At 40.7% G+C, this 16611-nt stretch carries 7 protein-coding genes; 6 read left to right on the forward strand and 1 reads right to left on the reverse strand.

Going from position 1 to position 16611, the window contains the following annotated elements:
• The first annotated feature begins 29 nt into the window (after positions 1-29).
• Complete coding sequence (locus tag H5200_RS05875; protein ID WP_259399177.1) at positions 30-2798, forward strand: TonB-dependent receptor; 2769 nt, start codon at positions 30-32, stop codon at positions 2796-2798.
• A gap of 79 nt (positions 2799-2877) precedes the next feature.
• Positions 2878-4707 (forward strand): metallophosphoesterase, encoded by a 1830-nt coding sequence (locus H5200_RS05880; protein ID WP_182761133.1) that lies wholly within the window; start codon positions 2878-2880, stop codon positions 4705-4707.
• Positions 4708-4827: 120 nt separating this feature from the next.
• On the opposite strand, the gene katG is transcribed toward H5200_RS05880, so the two are convergent.
• Entirely contained in the window at positions 4828-7005 is a 2178-nt protein-coding gene (gene katG / locus H5200_RS05885; RefSeq protein ID WP_182761134.1) for a catalase/peroxidase HPI, read from the reverse strand.
• 522 nt (positions 7006-7527) lie between these two features.
• On the opposite strand from katG, the gene H5200_RS05890 reads away from it, so the two are divergent.
• The 4 genes from H5200_RS05890 to H5200_RS05905 all read left to right on the forward strand — a co-directional run bounded on the left by H5200_RS05890 (position 7528) and on the right by H5200_RS05905 (position 16596).
• A complete protein-coding gene (locus H5200_RS05890; protein ID WP_182761135.1) occupies positions 7528-10530 on the forward strand; it encodes a TonB-dependent receptor domain-containing protein in 3003 nt (1000 codons plus the stop codon).
• Positions 10531-10602: 72 nt separating this feature from the next.
• Positions 10603-12180, forward strand: coding sequence for an amidohydrolase family protein (locus tag H5200_RS05895; RefSeq protein ID WP_182761136.1), 1578 nt, complete (start codon positions 10603-10605; stop codon positions 12178-12180).
• A complete protein-coding gene (locus H5200_RS05900) occupies positions 12180-14765 on the forward strand; it encodes a M14 family zinc carboxypeptidase (protein WP_182761137.1) in 2586 nt (861 codons plus the stop codon). The genes H5200_RS05895 and H5200_RS05900 overlap by 1 nt, the downstream gene beginning before the upstream one ends.
• Before the next feature lie 106 nt (positions 14766-14871).
• Positions 14872-16596 carry a Na+/H+ antiporter NhaC family protein gene (locus tag H5200_RS05905; protein WP_182761138.1) on the forward strand — a complete coding sequence of 575 codons (1725 nt, stop codon included), beginning with the start codon at positions 14872-14874 and terminating at the stop codon, positions 16594-16596.
• Positions 16597-16611: the final 15 nt, after the last annotated feature.

A 16611-nucleotide genomic window follows, 5' to 3' on the forward strand; every position in this document is an offset into this window, starting at 1 on the left:
AAAGTCGTAATACATACAACAGGACCAACATGATGACTAAGCGAATTTTTACTCTATCACCGTTAGCATTAGCACTTAGCTCGTTATTTGTAGCACCAAGCTATGCACAAGAAACTGAAAAAGAAGATCAAGCGATGGAGCAAATCGTCGTAACCGGTAGTTATATTAAAAGCTTAGAGCAAGCGATTGATTTAAAACGTAGTAATATTGGCTTTTCTGATTCGATAGTCGCTTCAGATATTGCGGATTTTCCTGAGCAAAACTTAGCCGAAGCGCTACAGCGTATGCCAGGGGTGACTATTGAGCGTAATAAGGGCTTAGGTCAAAAGGTGAATGTACGTAGTTTACCGAGTGAATTTACGTTCGTATCAATCAATAATCTTGCTACGGCATCGGGCAGTGGCGGACGTGATGTTGAATTTGATATGTTTGCCTCTGAAATTATTCAAAGTGTTACTGTAAAAAAATCATCAACGGCTGCGGATGAAGAAGGCGGTATTGCAGGTTCAGTCGCAATCACAACAGCAAGACCATTTGATTATGACGGCCGTAAGTTAGTGGCATCTGTCGAAGGGGCTTATAACGAAATATCAGAAAAATCAGATCCTAAACTAACCTTTTTAGCCAGTGATATATTTGGTGATTGGGGGGCACTTGCCTCGTTTGCATTCTCTCAACGGACTAATCGTACTGATAGTAACTCAGGGATCGATTTTCGCCCCCTTTCTCGATTTTTAGAAAAGAAAGGCTCATCGCAATGGCAATCTGACCAAGCTGCGGACGTATTAGAGCGTGATACCGGTATAACAATTAATGATCGCTTTGATAGTGATGAAACAAGCCGCGTGGTGTTTTTAAATAAAGTAGGCGATCGTTCATACTTAACAGAGCAAGAAAAATGGGGTGCAACACTATCATTACAATATAAACCTAGCAGCGAATTTAGCTTAACCTTTGATGGCTTACTGGGTAATTTTGATGATCATGAAGACGAATATGATGCATCCGCTTATGCCGCATCAAGTGTTAGCTCTTTAGAACGCATTAATCAATATGATAGCTCTACGCTAGGTGATTACGGTATCACTGTTCTAACCGACGTTGACTATGCGGCTACTCAACACGAATTTTTAAGTAAAGAACACAGTAGTGATACTGACTACCAACAATTTAGCATTGCAATGGACTGGGTTGTAGGTGACTGGGATATATACGGTTTAGTGGGTTATAGTGGCGCAGATAAAACAACCGAATCCACTAATTTAAAACATACAGCCTATCGTGCAACACGTTCACGTTATACCAGCACAGGCGCAGAAACTATACCAAGTAATAATCCTGATACATTTGATATGTATAACTCACCTGAGGCTTATTTATTTGACTATAACGAAGTTAATCTTGAAGCAATCTCAGATGATAAATATGCTGCTCAATTGGATTTCTCTCGCCAATTTAGCTTAGATTCCTTCCCTGCGTTAACCAAGTTGCAGTTTGGGGCGCGGTATACCGACAAATCAAAAGAGCGTAATTATGGTACTAACCGAGCAACAGGTCCATCAGTAGGTGATACCTCTTGGGTAGGCACGCGTACGTTAGCTGACAGTGAACTAACTAATATTTCAGATTTGGTTAATGGTGGCGAGTATCTATCTGACGTACCGTCTAAACAAGGTTGGAGTCAAATTTCTAATCGTTATGCTCGTAACCAACTTAGATATGAAGGCTTTGGTGTTGATTTCGAACCAGACCAATATTATCAAGTAGAAGAAAAAACCACGGCTATTTATGCAATGGCTGATTTTGCTTTTGATATTGGCGATATGCCCGCAACCTTGAATACCGGTGTGCGTTATATTGATACTAAAGTTGATTCATCAGGTTATCACCAAGTACAAAATGATGATGGCTCAACATCTTATACGTCAACACCAGTCTCTAAAAGTGGTGGTTACACTGAAGTACTGCCAAGTATTAACTTTACCCTTGAGCTTAATAATGACTTAGTTTTACGTGCTGCGGCATCACAAACGCTTATGCGTCCATCATTAACGGATATCGCTTATAAACGTACAGTGAGCTTAAGTGAGTTTAAATATCGCGATGGTAACCCTGATTTAAAACCAACCTATGCTGATCAATGGGAACTGGGCTTGGAGTGGTATTTAGAAGATGGCGGCTTATTAGCGGTTTCTTACTTTGAAAAAGAAATTGAAGGCGTCGTACGTGAATCACTCACTGGTGTTGTTAATGGCGTAACTAAGTACAATGATAATGGTACTGTTGACGGTGTTTATGATTTTGATGTTTATCAAAAAGTGAATGCCGAAGGCTCGTATGATGTTAGTGGTGTTGAGTTTATTGCACAAATTCCATTTGCTCGTTTTAGTAGCATGTTAGAAGGTTTTGGTGTCAATGCTAACTACACGACATTAAATAACTCCATAACGGGTGCATCTGACTTAGGTATCCCTACCCCGCCAGAGGGGCTTGCAGATGAAACCTACAACCTGACTTTTTATTATGAAAATGAAAGCTTTGATGCGCGTATTTCATATAACTATAAAGACAAATACGTAGAGTACATTGAGCGTGATATGTATCCAGTTTATCGTGATGCGTATGGTCAAACAGATGTCTCATTTGGTTACAGCATTAATGATTCAGTAAAATTCACATTAGAGGGCATTAATATTACCGATGAAGCGACTAAAGGATATACATTAGATCCAGCTTTCCCATCAATGTATGAGTTCTCTGGAAGACGCTTTGCATTAGGTGTTCGCGCAATATTTTAATATATTATAAAGCTAATAACCGGAAGCATTTTGCTTCCGGTTTTTTTGTTTAAAGTGTTCCAGTCACAGGATATTTAAAATGAAGTTTCTCATTTCATTGCTCATTTTTTTGAGCAGTACACCGCTTTTTGCTGCGCCGGCTACAAACACCCAAATAGCCTTTGTTCCCGACATTCACTTTCACGATATTTATGGGGACTTTTCTGATGCGGGGTTTGCGGGCATACCAGTCGATAAAGCAAAGGATGCGGTGAGCATTCGCAGCATGCAGGCGCAAATTCATTCAACTCGCTTATTTAATGAAAACTACTTTGCGTTAATCGCCACCCTTGATGATATTGCCGCTAAAGGCGTAAAGCTAGTTGCCCTGCCTGGGGATTTTACTGATGATGGCCAACCTGTGCATCTTAATGGTTTAAAAACGATACTAGACGATTATGCAAAAAAGTACGGTATGCGTTTTTTTGCTATTCCAGGTAATCATGATCCGGTTCGGCCATTTAAAACCGCCGGCGGAAAATCAGACTTTTTGGGTTCTAAAGGCCAGCAAATTGGTATTTATTCAACCGATCATCCTCGTTGTGAACATGTAGCTAAAGATAATCACTCATTAGTATGCAGCGATAAAATCGCGCATGCTGGTTATCAAGAGCTTGTAGAGATAATGGCACCATTTGGTTTGCAGCCAGATAACCGCGATTTGCTGTGGGAAACACCATTTGGCAAGCAGGCGTTGCTCACTGATCGCAGTTATACCCAATGCGCGCAGAATGACCAATCACGTTGTAAGCAAGTACCCGATACCAGCTATTTAGTTGAACCTGTTGCAGGACTTTGGTTATTGGCTATTGATGCGAACGTGTATATCCCAAAACTGGAAAATGGCCATTTGATCTTTCAAGGCTCGGGCAATGCAGGCTATAACAAAGTGCTGACTGAAAAGCCTTATTTATTAAAGTGGATCACACAAGTAGTACAAAGGGCAAAAGCACAAGGTAAAACCTTAGTCGCGTTTAGCCATTTTCCGATGGGGGAGTTTTACGATGGCCAAACGCAGTCGATTAAATCACTGTTTGGTGATACGGCTTTTCAGTTAGCCAGAGAGCCTAGTCGTGATACTCGGAAATTACTCGCCGAAACTGGTTTGAAACTGCACATTGGCGGGCACATGCACATGAACGACACATCGGTCATTGAGAGCGAGCATAACACCCTATTTAATATTCAAGCACCTTCTATCGCGGCATACCGCCCTGCTTATAAGTTAGTCACACTTAATAAACTGTCAGCAAAGGTGGATACGATTACGATTGATAACGTTGCCCAGTTTGACCAACTGTTTAGCGCCTATCAAAAAGAGTATGACTATCTAAACAAAAATGCCCCAGAGCAGCTGTGGAATAACCGTATTTTGACAGCCAAAAGCTACCACAGTTACAGCAAAATGCACTTACAAGCTTTGGCAAAGTGGCGGTTTATTCCTCGTGAGTGGCCACAAGACTTTCGTGAGCAAGTATTGAATATGTCGTTATTAGAGATCACGGCTCTGTTTAACAATAATAGCCAGCTATCTAAAGTACAGCGCCAAGGCTTACAGGCTAAAACAGTGCTCGATTTTATCGCCGACTTTTACTTAGTGCGTAACGCTGGAACGCTTGCGTTTGCTGATATTAGCCAAGCAACTCAGCAAACTTATCAAACAATGGCAAACTTATTAAATAACAACACAAGGTGTGTTGTAAGTAGTGACAATAAAGGTAAAAACATTTGTCAGCTAAAATCAGCCCTAACTCAAGCATTTAGTATTTACGATAACCTTAATCATGCGCTGCCAGATAAATGCTTGATTATTGATATGTCAGAAAATAAGTCGTTGCAAAACTGTGCCGCGGATACTGCATCACAATAACTTAGGCGTTAATAATTTGTATTATGTAATGGGGGTTTACAGCGGCTAGACAGCTCAGTAGTTGTATTAGTTAGATAAAAGCGCGAGCATAAAATATGCTCGCGTCTTCTAGTGCTTTACTTAAATATCAAAGCGGTCGGCGTTCATTACTTTAACCCATGCATTTACAAAGTCTTGCACAAAACGCTGTTTGTTATCGTCTTGAGCGTAAAACTCGGCAAGGGCTCGTAAAATAGAGTTAGAGCCAAATACTAAATCTACGCGGGTTGCGGTCCATTTAGTATTACCAGAGCTGCGCTCAACAATGTTGTACGTGCTTTTACTTGCCGGTTCCCAGCGATAGTTCATATCGGTTAGGTTAACAAAAAAGTCATTGCTTAATGTACCCACGTTATCGGTGAATACACCATGCTGGCTGCCACTGTGGTTAGTGCCTAGTACACGCATCCCACCAAGTAGTACTGTCATTTCAGGGGCTGTTAACCCCATCAGTTGTGCTCGCTCTAAAAGTAGCTCCTCGGCTGAAACAGCATAATCTTTTTTCTGCCAGTTTCTAAAGCCATCATGAATTGGTTCTAATACATCAAACGACTCTGCATCGGTCATGTCGTCGCTCGCATCGCCGCGACCTGCTGCAAATGGTACGGTGATATCGACACCCGCAGCTTTTGCTGCCTGCTCAACGGCTGCTGTACCGCCAAGTACAATTAAGTCCGCTAAACTCACCGGTTTGCTTAAACTTGCTTGTGCTGTTTCAAGGGCCGTTAACACCTTAGCAAGTTTTTCAGGCTCGTTACCTTGCCAATCTTTTTGCGGGTTTAAGCGAATGCGTGCACCGTTGGCACCACCACGGTGATCAGAGCCACGATAAGTACGGGCGCTATCCCATGCAGTGCTGATCAAGTCACTGGCGCTAATGCCTGCATTTAGCAGTTTGTCTTTAAGTTCGCTAATTTCAGCATCAGATAATGTGTAATCTACGCTTGGGATGGGATCTTGCCAGATCAAATCTTCGCTTGGTATATCTGCACCTAAATAGCGAGATTTAGGGCCTAAGTCACGGTGAGTGAGTTTAAACCAAGCCCGTGCAAACACATCAGTGAAATAGTCAAAATCATTATAAAAACGTTCAATAATTTTGCGATAGCTTGGGTCCATCTTCATTGCCATATCGGCATCGGTCATAATCGGGTTTAAGCGAATTGATGGATCTTCAACATCAACAGGTTTATCTTCCTCTTTAATGTTTACCGGTTCCCATTGGTTTGCACCCGCTGGACTTTTGGTAAGCTCCCATTCGTAATTTAACAGTAGATAGCAATAACCGTTATCCCATTTAGTTGGGTGAGTTGTCCACGCACCTTCAATGCCTGATGTCATAGTATCGCGGCCTATCCCGCGCGTTTTATGGTTGTTCCAACCTAGGCCTTGCTCAAATACATCTGCGGCTTCAGGCTCTGGGCTAAGATTCTCTTCGCTGCCATTGCCATGGGTTTTACCCACCGTATGGCCGCCCACCGTGAGCGCTGCTGTTTCTTCGTCATCCATCGCCATGCGAGCAAAAGTTTCGCGTACTTGTGCCGCAGTTTTGAGTGGATCTGGTTGGCCGTTTACGCCTTCTGGATTAACATAAATTAACCCCATTTGCACTGCAGCTAACGGGTTTTCCATGGTGTCTGGTTTTGCTACGTTGTCGTAACGTTCATCACTTGGCGCAAGCCATTGCTTCTCCGCGCCCCAATAGACGTCTTTTTCTGGATGCCAAATGTCTTCACGCCCGCCGGCAAAACCAAAGGTTTTTAAGCCCATCGATTCATACGCCATGTTACCGGCTAAAATAATTAAGTCAGCCCACGATAATTTATTGCCGTATTTTTTCTTGATAGGCCAAAGTAAGCGACGTGCTTTATCAAGGTTGGCGTTATCAGGCCATGAATTTAGCGGCGCAAAACGTTGGTTACCTGTACCACCACCGCCACGGCCATCGGCTAAACGGTAAGAGCCTGCTGAGTGCCACGCCATACGGATCATCAAGCCACCATAATGGCCCCAGTCAGCAGGCCACCATGCTTGGCTTTGAGTCATTAAGTTTTTTAAATCAGTTTTTACTGCTTCAAGATCTAATTTTCTAAATTCTTCGGCGTAATTAAAGTCATCGCCGTAGGGGCTCGGTTTGCTATCGTGTTGATGAAGAATGTCGAAATTTAACGCATTCGGCCACCAATCAGTATTGGAATTAGACGTTTGTGTGTTGCTACCGTGCATAACTGGGCATTTGCCCGCACCTGAATTGCTCATTTTTAGCTCCTTTATCGGAATATAAAACTCGGTCTATAAATCGCTATGTTGAAAAGCTTAGTTCATAACAATTAACTTGCTACTGAATGTAATACTTTGATTGATAAACCTTGTTGAAGTTCATCCCTTGTACCAATATAGAATATTAACGATTAAAAACTAGATCTAGATCAATACTTTAAAACGATTGCAGCCATCTATTAATTAGATGCCCCCTTTAAAAATCATAAAAAAAGGTACACATCAAATGAGTCGCCTAGGCTCTTTATTATTAATGAAGTTAGTTACTTTTTTGTAAGTAAAGTAACAAATTAGTATTCGCAATTCTTTCATAAAGCTACTAAAAAAGGCTAAATTCACCTTTTATTTGAATCAATTATCTAAGCAGTGTGACCTATAACCTACGGTTATGATCAGGCTCTTTTTTGTTAATTGTCTTATTAACTTTTATTGTGCACTGTGTGAAATGCAATCAACTTACAAACTATAACCATTAAAAACATAAGTCGTTAGGGGAATAATATGTATGCATTTCATCAAACAAAATATCAGTTAAATAAAATTAGTTTATGTTTATTATCTGCGTTAAGCGTTATGTCTTTACCAGCAGTTGCTGAGCAAAGTAATCAGGTAAATGTGAAAGAAACTGAGGCTTCAAAGCAACGTACTAAAGTAGATGAGGATGTTGAAGTAATTAGTGTCGTAGGCTCTATGATTAAGGGAGCTGATATCGGTGGGGCATTACCCGTTTCTATTATTGACTCTAAGGATATTGATGCAATTGGTGCAACTTCAGGGAGTGAATTATTTGCATCGATCCCTAGTAACGGCACAGTTAGTTTTAATGGTAATGATGTTGTTAGTGGTGTTTACGCTTCTCGTGGTGATGTTGCGTCAATAAATTTACGCAGCATTGGTACGGGAAATACCTTAGTGCTTTTAAATGGTCGTCGTTTGGTTCAGCATCCAGGTTCTCAAACTGAAAATTCAGTACCTGTTACTACCGTTAATGTAAACTCTATTCCAGTTATGGGAGTTGGTGCCGTTGAGGTTTTACATGACGGGGCTGCTGCTATTTATGGATCTGATGCTGTTGCTGGTGTTGTAAATACACAAATGCGTGAAGATTTTAGTGGTTTTCAATTTGATATGCAGTATGGCCAAGCTGAAAATACAGAGCGTGAAAAACTCAATCTTAATGGTTTGGCTGGGTGGGATTTAAATGATGGCATGACCAATGTAACGGCTTCGGTTAATTATTATTACGGCTCAGAGGTAATGGCGTCAGAGACTAAGTACTCGGCTAATTCTGATCTGCGCCCTTTTCTTGATGGAACTCGTTGGGAAGGCGATTCAAATTTTCGCAATTCATCGACAACAACTCCTTGGGGACGCTTTGATGCGAGTCAATCTGTAGATGATTTGACTAGTTCGGCTGGGCGTTTTCATATTGAAGGCGCTGATGCAAGCGACGCTGATCAGCAGTGTGTATTATCTAATGGTTTATGCGTCGATAGTGGGGCGATATCAAGTGACACACAATCATATAATACGAATGCCAGCCGTACTTTGATCCCTGAAACCGAACGTCTTAACTCATTTATATTTATTAATCACGATTTAGGAAATGATACTGAGTTATACAGTGAGCTTGGTTATTATAAAGCAGAATCAAACTCTCAACGTGGTGAGACTGCGACACTAACCTCAGCCCCTGTTACAATTTCAAGTTCTGCATATTGGAATCCATTAGGTTCAGGAGTTAATCAGCTAAGCGGTTACGATATTCCAAGTGAAGGTCTTGACGTTGTAATCGATGCATATCGCGTTGTTGACGCTGGAGTGCGAAAAATTAATGTAGAAAATACTTCATATCGCTTTCTAGGAGGCGCACGAGGTGATATTGATAATTGGAGTTGGGATAGTGCCGCTTTGTATTCTGCTGCTAAAACAGTTGATAACACAGGCAATCGTATTAGTTTAAGTTTGTTTCAGGATAGCGTAAACAAACAAGATAGCTCTGCGTATAACCCATTTTGTAATGCACAGTGTAACTCACAAGAAACAATCAACAGCTTTTTAATCGATACCTCACGCACTGGTGAAACAGAGTTAGGCCTTGTTGATTTTAAAATATCAACGCCTGCTTTATTTTCTTTACCAGGTGGAGATGTTGGTATTGCAATGGGGGCTGAATGGCGCTACGAAAGTTTTGAAAATAAGTATGATGATCGATTAAATGGTGCCATAACATACACCGATGATATTACAGGCGCTAACTATGCGTCAGATATTATGGGCTCCAGTGGTCAACCTAATTCCGATGGCTCACGCAATGTAGCTTCAGCATTTGTTGAATTTGCGGGAGCGTTGATCAGTCCTGAAATGGATATTCCACTTGTTGAGCGATTAGACTTTCAAATTGCAGGTCGTTTTGAGCAATATAATGATGTAGGTAGTGTTTTTAAACCTAAAGCTGTTTTAAGTTGGTATCCGGTTAACAGTTTACATTTTAGGGCATCATATTCTGAAGGTTTTCGTGCTCCTAACTTAGAGCAGCTCCACACTGCGAGCACAACTCGAGTAAATTATCCTACTGATTACTATCGTTGCCAAGCGCAAATTAACAAAGGTGAATTAAGTAGCTTAAGTGAATGCAGCGGTAATGATAGCGTATCTAATATTCGCTATGGTAATCCTGATTTGAAGCCTGAAAATGATTACAACTATGGCTTAGGCTTGGTTTATTCGCCGGAACTGATTGATAATCTTACTTTTACTGCTGACTATTGGCGTATTGAACAAGAAGATTTAATCGGTATTCGTTCATATCAAAATATTGCAGATCTTGACTATTACTACCGTTTAAATGGTGGCAGTAACGAGAATGTGATTCGAGCTGCTGCAACAACTGATGATGTGGCATTCTTTAGCGGTTCAGGGCTTGAAGCTGTAGGTGATATGACCGAAGTAATAGGTTTATTTGAGAATCTAGATTCACGTGTTACGGAAGGGCTTGATTTAAGTGTTAACTACCGAATTTATGATACGCAATTTGGTGATTTCGATTTTAAATTAAACGCTGCAAAATTGCTTAAAGCGTACCAAAGCGTTGATGAAGAGTCAGCTAAGTTAGCAGAACTTGGGCTTGCATTAGAGGATGTCGGTGATTTGATGCAAATGGATGGTAGGCCTGAATGGCAAGCAACAGGCACGCTTTCTTGGAGTTACGAAAATTGGGGAGCAGGATTATATGGTAAGTATGTTGGTGATTTTTATGATACCAGTGCAATACAGAATGAGACTGGCGAATTTTGGCATGTAAACAGCTGGACGACATTCAACCTTTATGGTCAATACACCTATGATTCAGGTTCGTTAGAGGGAACGAGAGTACGTCTAGGAATGCGTAATCTCTTTGACAAAGAGCCACCACTTGCAGATGAAACATATGGCTACAATGCGAGCTTACATGATGCTGAAGGGCGTTATGTATATGTTAGTTTAAGTATGAACTTTGATTAAATAATCATTAGTGAATTTTATTCTGAGCAGCTTAGGTTGCTCTTCTTTTTTTATACAAAGTAGGATTGAGTAATGCCAATTACTAAATTAGCAGCACTTGTAGTTGTTGTGGCAGCTCTTGTTGGCTGTAGTCGTGAAAGTACATCGATAGATCTAATGATCACCGGCAATACTATTTACCAAGGTGCAAGCCAAGCCCCAATTAAGGGCGTGATTGGCATTGATAGTGGTAAGATTGTATTTATTGGTGAGCAAGCACCAGTAAATATACGAGCAGAAAAAGTGATTGATGCTCAGGATCTTATAGTTGCCCCTGGATTTATTGACCCACATACACATGCCTGTAGTGATTTTGCAGATGATGGCGTACTTAATTTAAACGCCAATTATACAACGCAAGGTGTGAGCACTGTTTTTTGTAATGTAGATGGGGGGGGTGATATTGACGTTGCGAATACTTTTGCGCAATACGAAGAGCAAGGTATAGGAACCAATGTGGGATTATACATTGGCCATGGTTCAGTGCGTACTGCAGTGATGGGCCGTACAAATCGTGCGCCAACGTCTGCAGAGCTTTCACAAATGAAGGGTATAGTTGAGCAAGCTATGTTAGCGGGCGCACTTGGTTTGTCTACAGGGCTTTATTATGTGCCGGGTAATTACGCAACGACGAACGAAGTGATCGAACTTGCAAAGGTGGCAGCCCGTTATGGAGGTGTTTATGACAGCCACATTCGTGATGAAAGCTCTTATAGTGTTGGTTTAGTTGGGGCGATCAAAGAAGTGATCACCATCGGTGAGCAAGCAAAACTTCCAGTGCATGTTGCTCATATTAAAGCCCTTGGTGTTGATGTTTGGGGGGAAAGTACGCAAGTTATTAATTTGATTAATAAAGCCCGCGACAACGGTATTGATGTTACTGCTGATCAATACCCTTGGCGTGCTTCGGGTACCAGTATTGCTGGCAGTTTAATGCCGCGTGAAACGTTAGCAGGAACAAAAGCTGAGTATATTGCGCGGATACAAGACGAGGCTCAATGGCCGTTACTCAAAGCCGCAATGCAAGAGAACTTACGTCGTCGCGGTGGTGCTGATTCATTATTAATAAGCGATCCTACCCGCCCAGAATTACGCGGTAAAACATTATTAGAAATAGCCACTATGTGGGGTATATCACCTATTGATGCAGCACGCAAAATTGTCATTTCTGGGAATGCACGAGTGGCTAGTTTTAATATGTCAGAACAAGATATTCAGGCTTATATGTTACAGCCTTGGGTAATGACATCTTCTGATGGAAGTCCTGGTCATCCACGAAAATATGCGTCGTTTCCGAAAAAGTACCATGAGTTTGTAAAACAAAAAAAATGGTTAACAACTGGAGAGTTTATTAATAGTAGTAGCACTTTAACCGCAAAAACCTTTGGTTTAACTGATCGAGGTGAACTCAACGTTGACTATATCGCCGATATTGTTATTTTTGATGAGAACAAATTTACACCAAAAGCAGATTACATTCATCCTGAAGAGCTAAGCGAAGGTGTACGTTGGATGATTGTTAACGGTGAACTGGTTATTTCAGATGGTAAGTTGACTAATACTCTTCCTGGTCAAGCGATCCGTCATTCTCAAGCAAAGGCAAGTAAGTAATGAAAACCCTTCTTTTATCTTTTAAACATTGTTTTTTCTGTGTTGTCTCATTGTTCAGCATTGCAGTGGATGCAGCGCCTCAAGTAGACACCATTTTTGATACATCAGTAACATTTGATCCAACAATTACTGAGCCTGAAAGTTTCTTAGGTCATCGCCTTGGTGACCAAATGACACGTAATGACCGTATGATTGCATATTTTCAAGAGCTCGCTGCTCAGTCAGAGCGCGTAAGATATGAAGTGATAGCGTATAGTAACGAACGTCGACCTATTGCTACTCTTACTATTACATCGGCTAATAATCATAAAAATTTAGCCCAGCTACAAATGCGACACATGAGCTTACAACAAGGTGCAACTCCAGAACTTACAGATATGCCAGTGGTTAGCTGGATCAACTTTGGTGTTCACGGTGGTGAAGTGAGTTCAAACGACTCTGCGTTGCCTATTGCCTATCATTTAGCTGCAGCACAGGGTAAAGAAATTGATAAGCTATTAGATAATAGTGTAATTTTACTTACTGCGAGTATGAATCCAGACGGTAATAGCCGTGAGGCATCATGGAATCTTAAATATTCTTCACAAATCAGTGTGAGTGACCCTAATCATGCACTGCATGGATCACCATGGCCTTCAGGAAGAACAAATCATTATTGGTTTGATTTAAATCGCCAGTGGATGTTGCAACAACAACCAGAGCCAGTTGGTTGGGTAAATAAGTTTCATCAGTGGCGACCAAACATAGTGGCTGATTTTCATGAAATGCGTTCATATAAATCATTTTATTTCCATCCAGGTGCCCCAGACCGTGTTCACCCGATTATAAATAAACAGGCAATGACGCTGTTAAGTGAAGTTGTACAAGGCCCTCGAGACTTTTTAGACAGTGAAGCGCGTGCGTATTTTAACGAAGAAGCCTACGATAATTTTTATTTGGGTAAAGGCGCAACCTATCCACACTTATACGGTAGTTTAGGTATCCTGTTCGAACAAGCAAGTTCGGCTGGTTTACTTTCTACACCGCGTGGCATTCTGTCGTTTCGTGACAATATTCGCACTTACTATCATGTGGGTTTAGCTTTATTAAATAATGCAGTTGATAAAAAAACTGAGTTACTTAGCTTTCAACAGCGCTTTTTTTCTCAGACTAAAGAGCAAGCAGAGGATGATAAAGTAAAAGCGTACGTTTTTGCGGCACCTGAAGATCCTGCACGGATGTTTCATTTTTTACAGTTACTTGAGCGAAACAAAGTTAGTGTTAGGTCATTACAAAAAGACTTAAAAGCCAACGGTACGCAATTTTTTGCTGATAAAGCGTATATCGTAGAAACAGCGCAAGCTAGTTACCCTATGGTGAAAGGGTTATTTTCAAAAGTTACAGAGTTTGAAAATAATACTTTTTATGATGTATCTGGCTGGACTATGCCACTTGCTTTTGGTTTGAAATATGAGCCACTTACGCGTCGAAATTATAAAGTAGGCAACCCTATTAAAGTTACTTTCCCTAGTCAACCTAATGTCCCTATAGCTAAAGTGGCTTATGTGTTTGAATGGAGCAATTACTATGCGCCAAAAGTGTTATACCAACTATTAACACAAGGTTATCGCCCTCGAATTGCAAATAATGAATTCCAAGCCAATACAGATCAGGGCCTGCAAACTTTTCAACGTGGTAGTGTAGTGGTATCAACTGGTTGGCAAGGGGGAGGCAATAATACTGAGCTACACCAAATAATGAATAATGCAGCAAAAAATGAGGGGATTCCTGTATTTACCTTAAACAGTGCTAATACGCAAAGTACTGGCATGGACTTGGGCAGCAATAATATTGAACCTGTTAGTTTACCTAAAATATTATTAGTTGTAGGTCCTGGCATGTCTCAGTACCAAGCGGGTGAAGTATGGCACTTGCTTGATCAGCGTATGAGCATGCCCGTTGTATTACTTGAAAAGTGGCGTTTAAACAGTGTTAAATTATCTGATTATACGCATTTAGTAATGGCTGATGGTACGTATTCAGACATGACTGCAGGACTTACAGAAAAAGTAACAACATGGGTTAAATCGGGTGGCACATTTGTTGGTATGGGCGATGGTGCTAAATGGGCAGGCAAAAAATTACTCAACCTGAATACCGTAACCATGAAGAAAGGTAAAAGCTCAGCTCAACCACGAATTGATTACGCGTCAAAAGCACATGTTGAAGCGCAAGATATTGTTGGTGGCGCGATAATGGCCGGTGATCTCGATATCACTCACCCATTAGGCTATGGTTATAGCCGCAGAGAAATTGCTAGTCATCGCAGTGGTTTACTTGCCTTCGAACCACCAAAAAATCCTTATGCAACAATAATTAAAATTGCTAAACAACCTTTATTAACAGGTTTCACATCTGCTGAAAATCAACAGCAACTAGCAGGTAATGCAATGCTAGTTGGGCAACGTTTAGGGCAAGGAAGTGTCATCGTGTTTACTGATGACCCTAATTTTAGAGGTTATTTTTACGGTACAGAAAAGCTATTTATGAATAGTCTTTTTTTCTCAAAATTATTTTCTAACCCGCGCTCGTTAGCGGCAGAATAAAAATAAATGCCTCATTAATATATTCCATTAGTGGGGCTTTTTTGTGTTGTAGCAGGTAATTCCTGACCTTCCTTATAGCAACTGTAAATTAAAAAGATTACACACTATGATAATTAATAAAAATGCCTTGGCGTTTGGTATCTTACTTTGCGGCTTATGTATGGCTTTGTATGTCAATTTGTTTACGCAGCAAACTTGGTTAGAACAATCTTATTTATACGATACTTATAGCACTGAATCTGGTCAAAGTGCTTATATCTATAAAGGGAAAGAGATAGTAATAAAAAATGTAGTTCCATATGCTGAATCGCCAATAAATCAGACCTCATTATCAAAAAGTCAAGGTACGCCAAGTTTATCTGAGCAGTGGGTTAAAAAAAATGATGGGCAACTTTTATTACTTAAGCCGGCTTTTCATTATGGTTTTTGGTCATTGTTACCGGCATTAATTACTATCGTTTTATGTTTGTTAACCAAAGAGCCTCTGACTGCTTTATTTAGCGGAATTGTTGTTGGTGCGTTTATGTTAGGTGAATATGACCTTACCGATAAAGTGCTGATCCCAAACCTTGCCAGTGAAGGAACAGCAGCTTTATTGTTACTTTATTTGTGGTTATTAGGCGGATTACTTGGTATTTGGTCCAAAACAGGGGCAGCACAAGCTTTTGCAAATTTTATGACTCGTTATTTTGTTAGAGGGCAACGTTCGGCAAAGTTTATATCATGGTTCTTAGGTGTATTGTTTTTTCAAGGTGGCACTATGAGTACAACACTTGTAGGCACCACAGTACGGCCGTTGGCAGATAAAGCAAAAGTTAGTCATGAAGAAATGAGTTATATTGTTGATTCTACGGCCTCCCCTATTGCATCTATTTTAGCATTTAATGCCTGGCCTGCTTATGTTCAGGCGCTTATTTTTGTCCCCGGTGTATCATTTCTAGCGACGGAATCAGACCGAATTAAGTTTTTCTTTAGCAGTATTCCGTTAAGTTTCTACAGTATTCTAGCCGTACTAGGTACTTTATTGTTGAGCCTAAATATAACTCGTTTTTCAGGTAAGCGAATTCGTCAAGCTCATCTGCGAGCACAAGAAACCGGTCAATTAGATGCCCCAGAAGCCAAACCATTAAGTGCAAAAGAACTACGCGGTACAAATATCCCCGACGGTTATAAACCTCATGTTTTAGAGTTTTTACTTCCTTTATTGACTTTGATCACAATAGCGGTGATGACATTTATTTATTCTGGTACTCCAGAGGTTAATTGGGCATTTGGTGTGGCGTTGTTAATGTCGGCACTAATCGCTTTAGCTAAAGGGATGTCCCTTGATAACTTAATAGAGGGCTTAGGAACGGGCTTAAAAGGGGTTGTGGTTGCATCGGTTATTTTAATGTTAGCAGTCATTATTGGTAGTATAAGCAAGCAAATAGGTGGTGGTTTATATTTAGTTTCATTGTTGGGTGAACAGTTACCGTTTTGGTTATTACCTGTTATTTTACAACTTATTACCGTCATTATTGCATTTTCAACTGGGACAAGTTGGGGAACATACGCTATTGCATTTCCACTGGCAATGCCGCTGGCATGGGCTATGTGCCAATCACAAGAGCTAGCTAATCCGGAATTATTTATGATGGTGTGCTTCGCGGCAGTGCTCAATGGCAGCGTATATGGAGATCAATGTTCGCCTATTTCAGACACGACTATCCTAAGTGCAATGACAACTGGCTGTGACTTAATGGATCACGTTAAGTCTCAGCTTGTACCTGCATCTTTAGCTGCGGGAGCTGCAGCAATTATGTGGACTGCACTTGTTTATTTTACCGCCTAAACTTTGTCATTGAAG

Origin of the sequence: Pseudoalteromonas sp. SG43-7 (genome assembly GCF_014164295.1) — a bacterium.
GTDB lineage: Bacteria > Pseudomonadota > Gammaproteobacteria > Enterobacterales > Alteromonadaceae > Pseudoalteromonas > Pseudoalteromonas rhizosphaerae.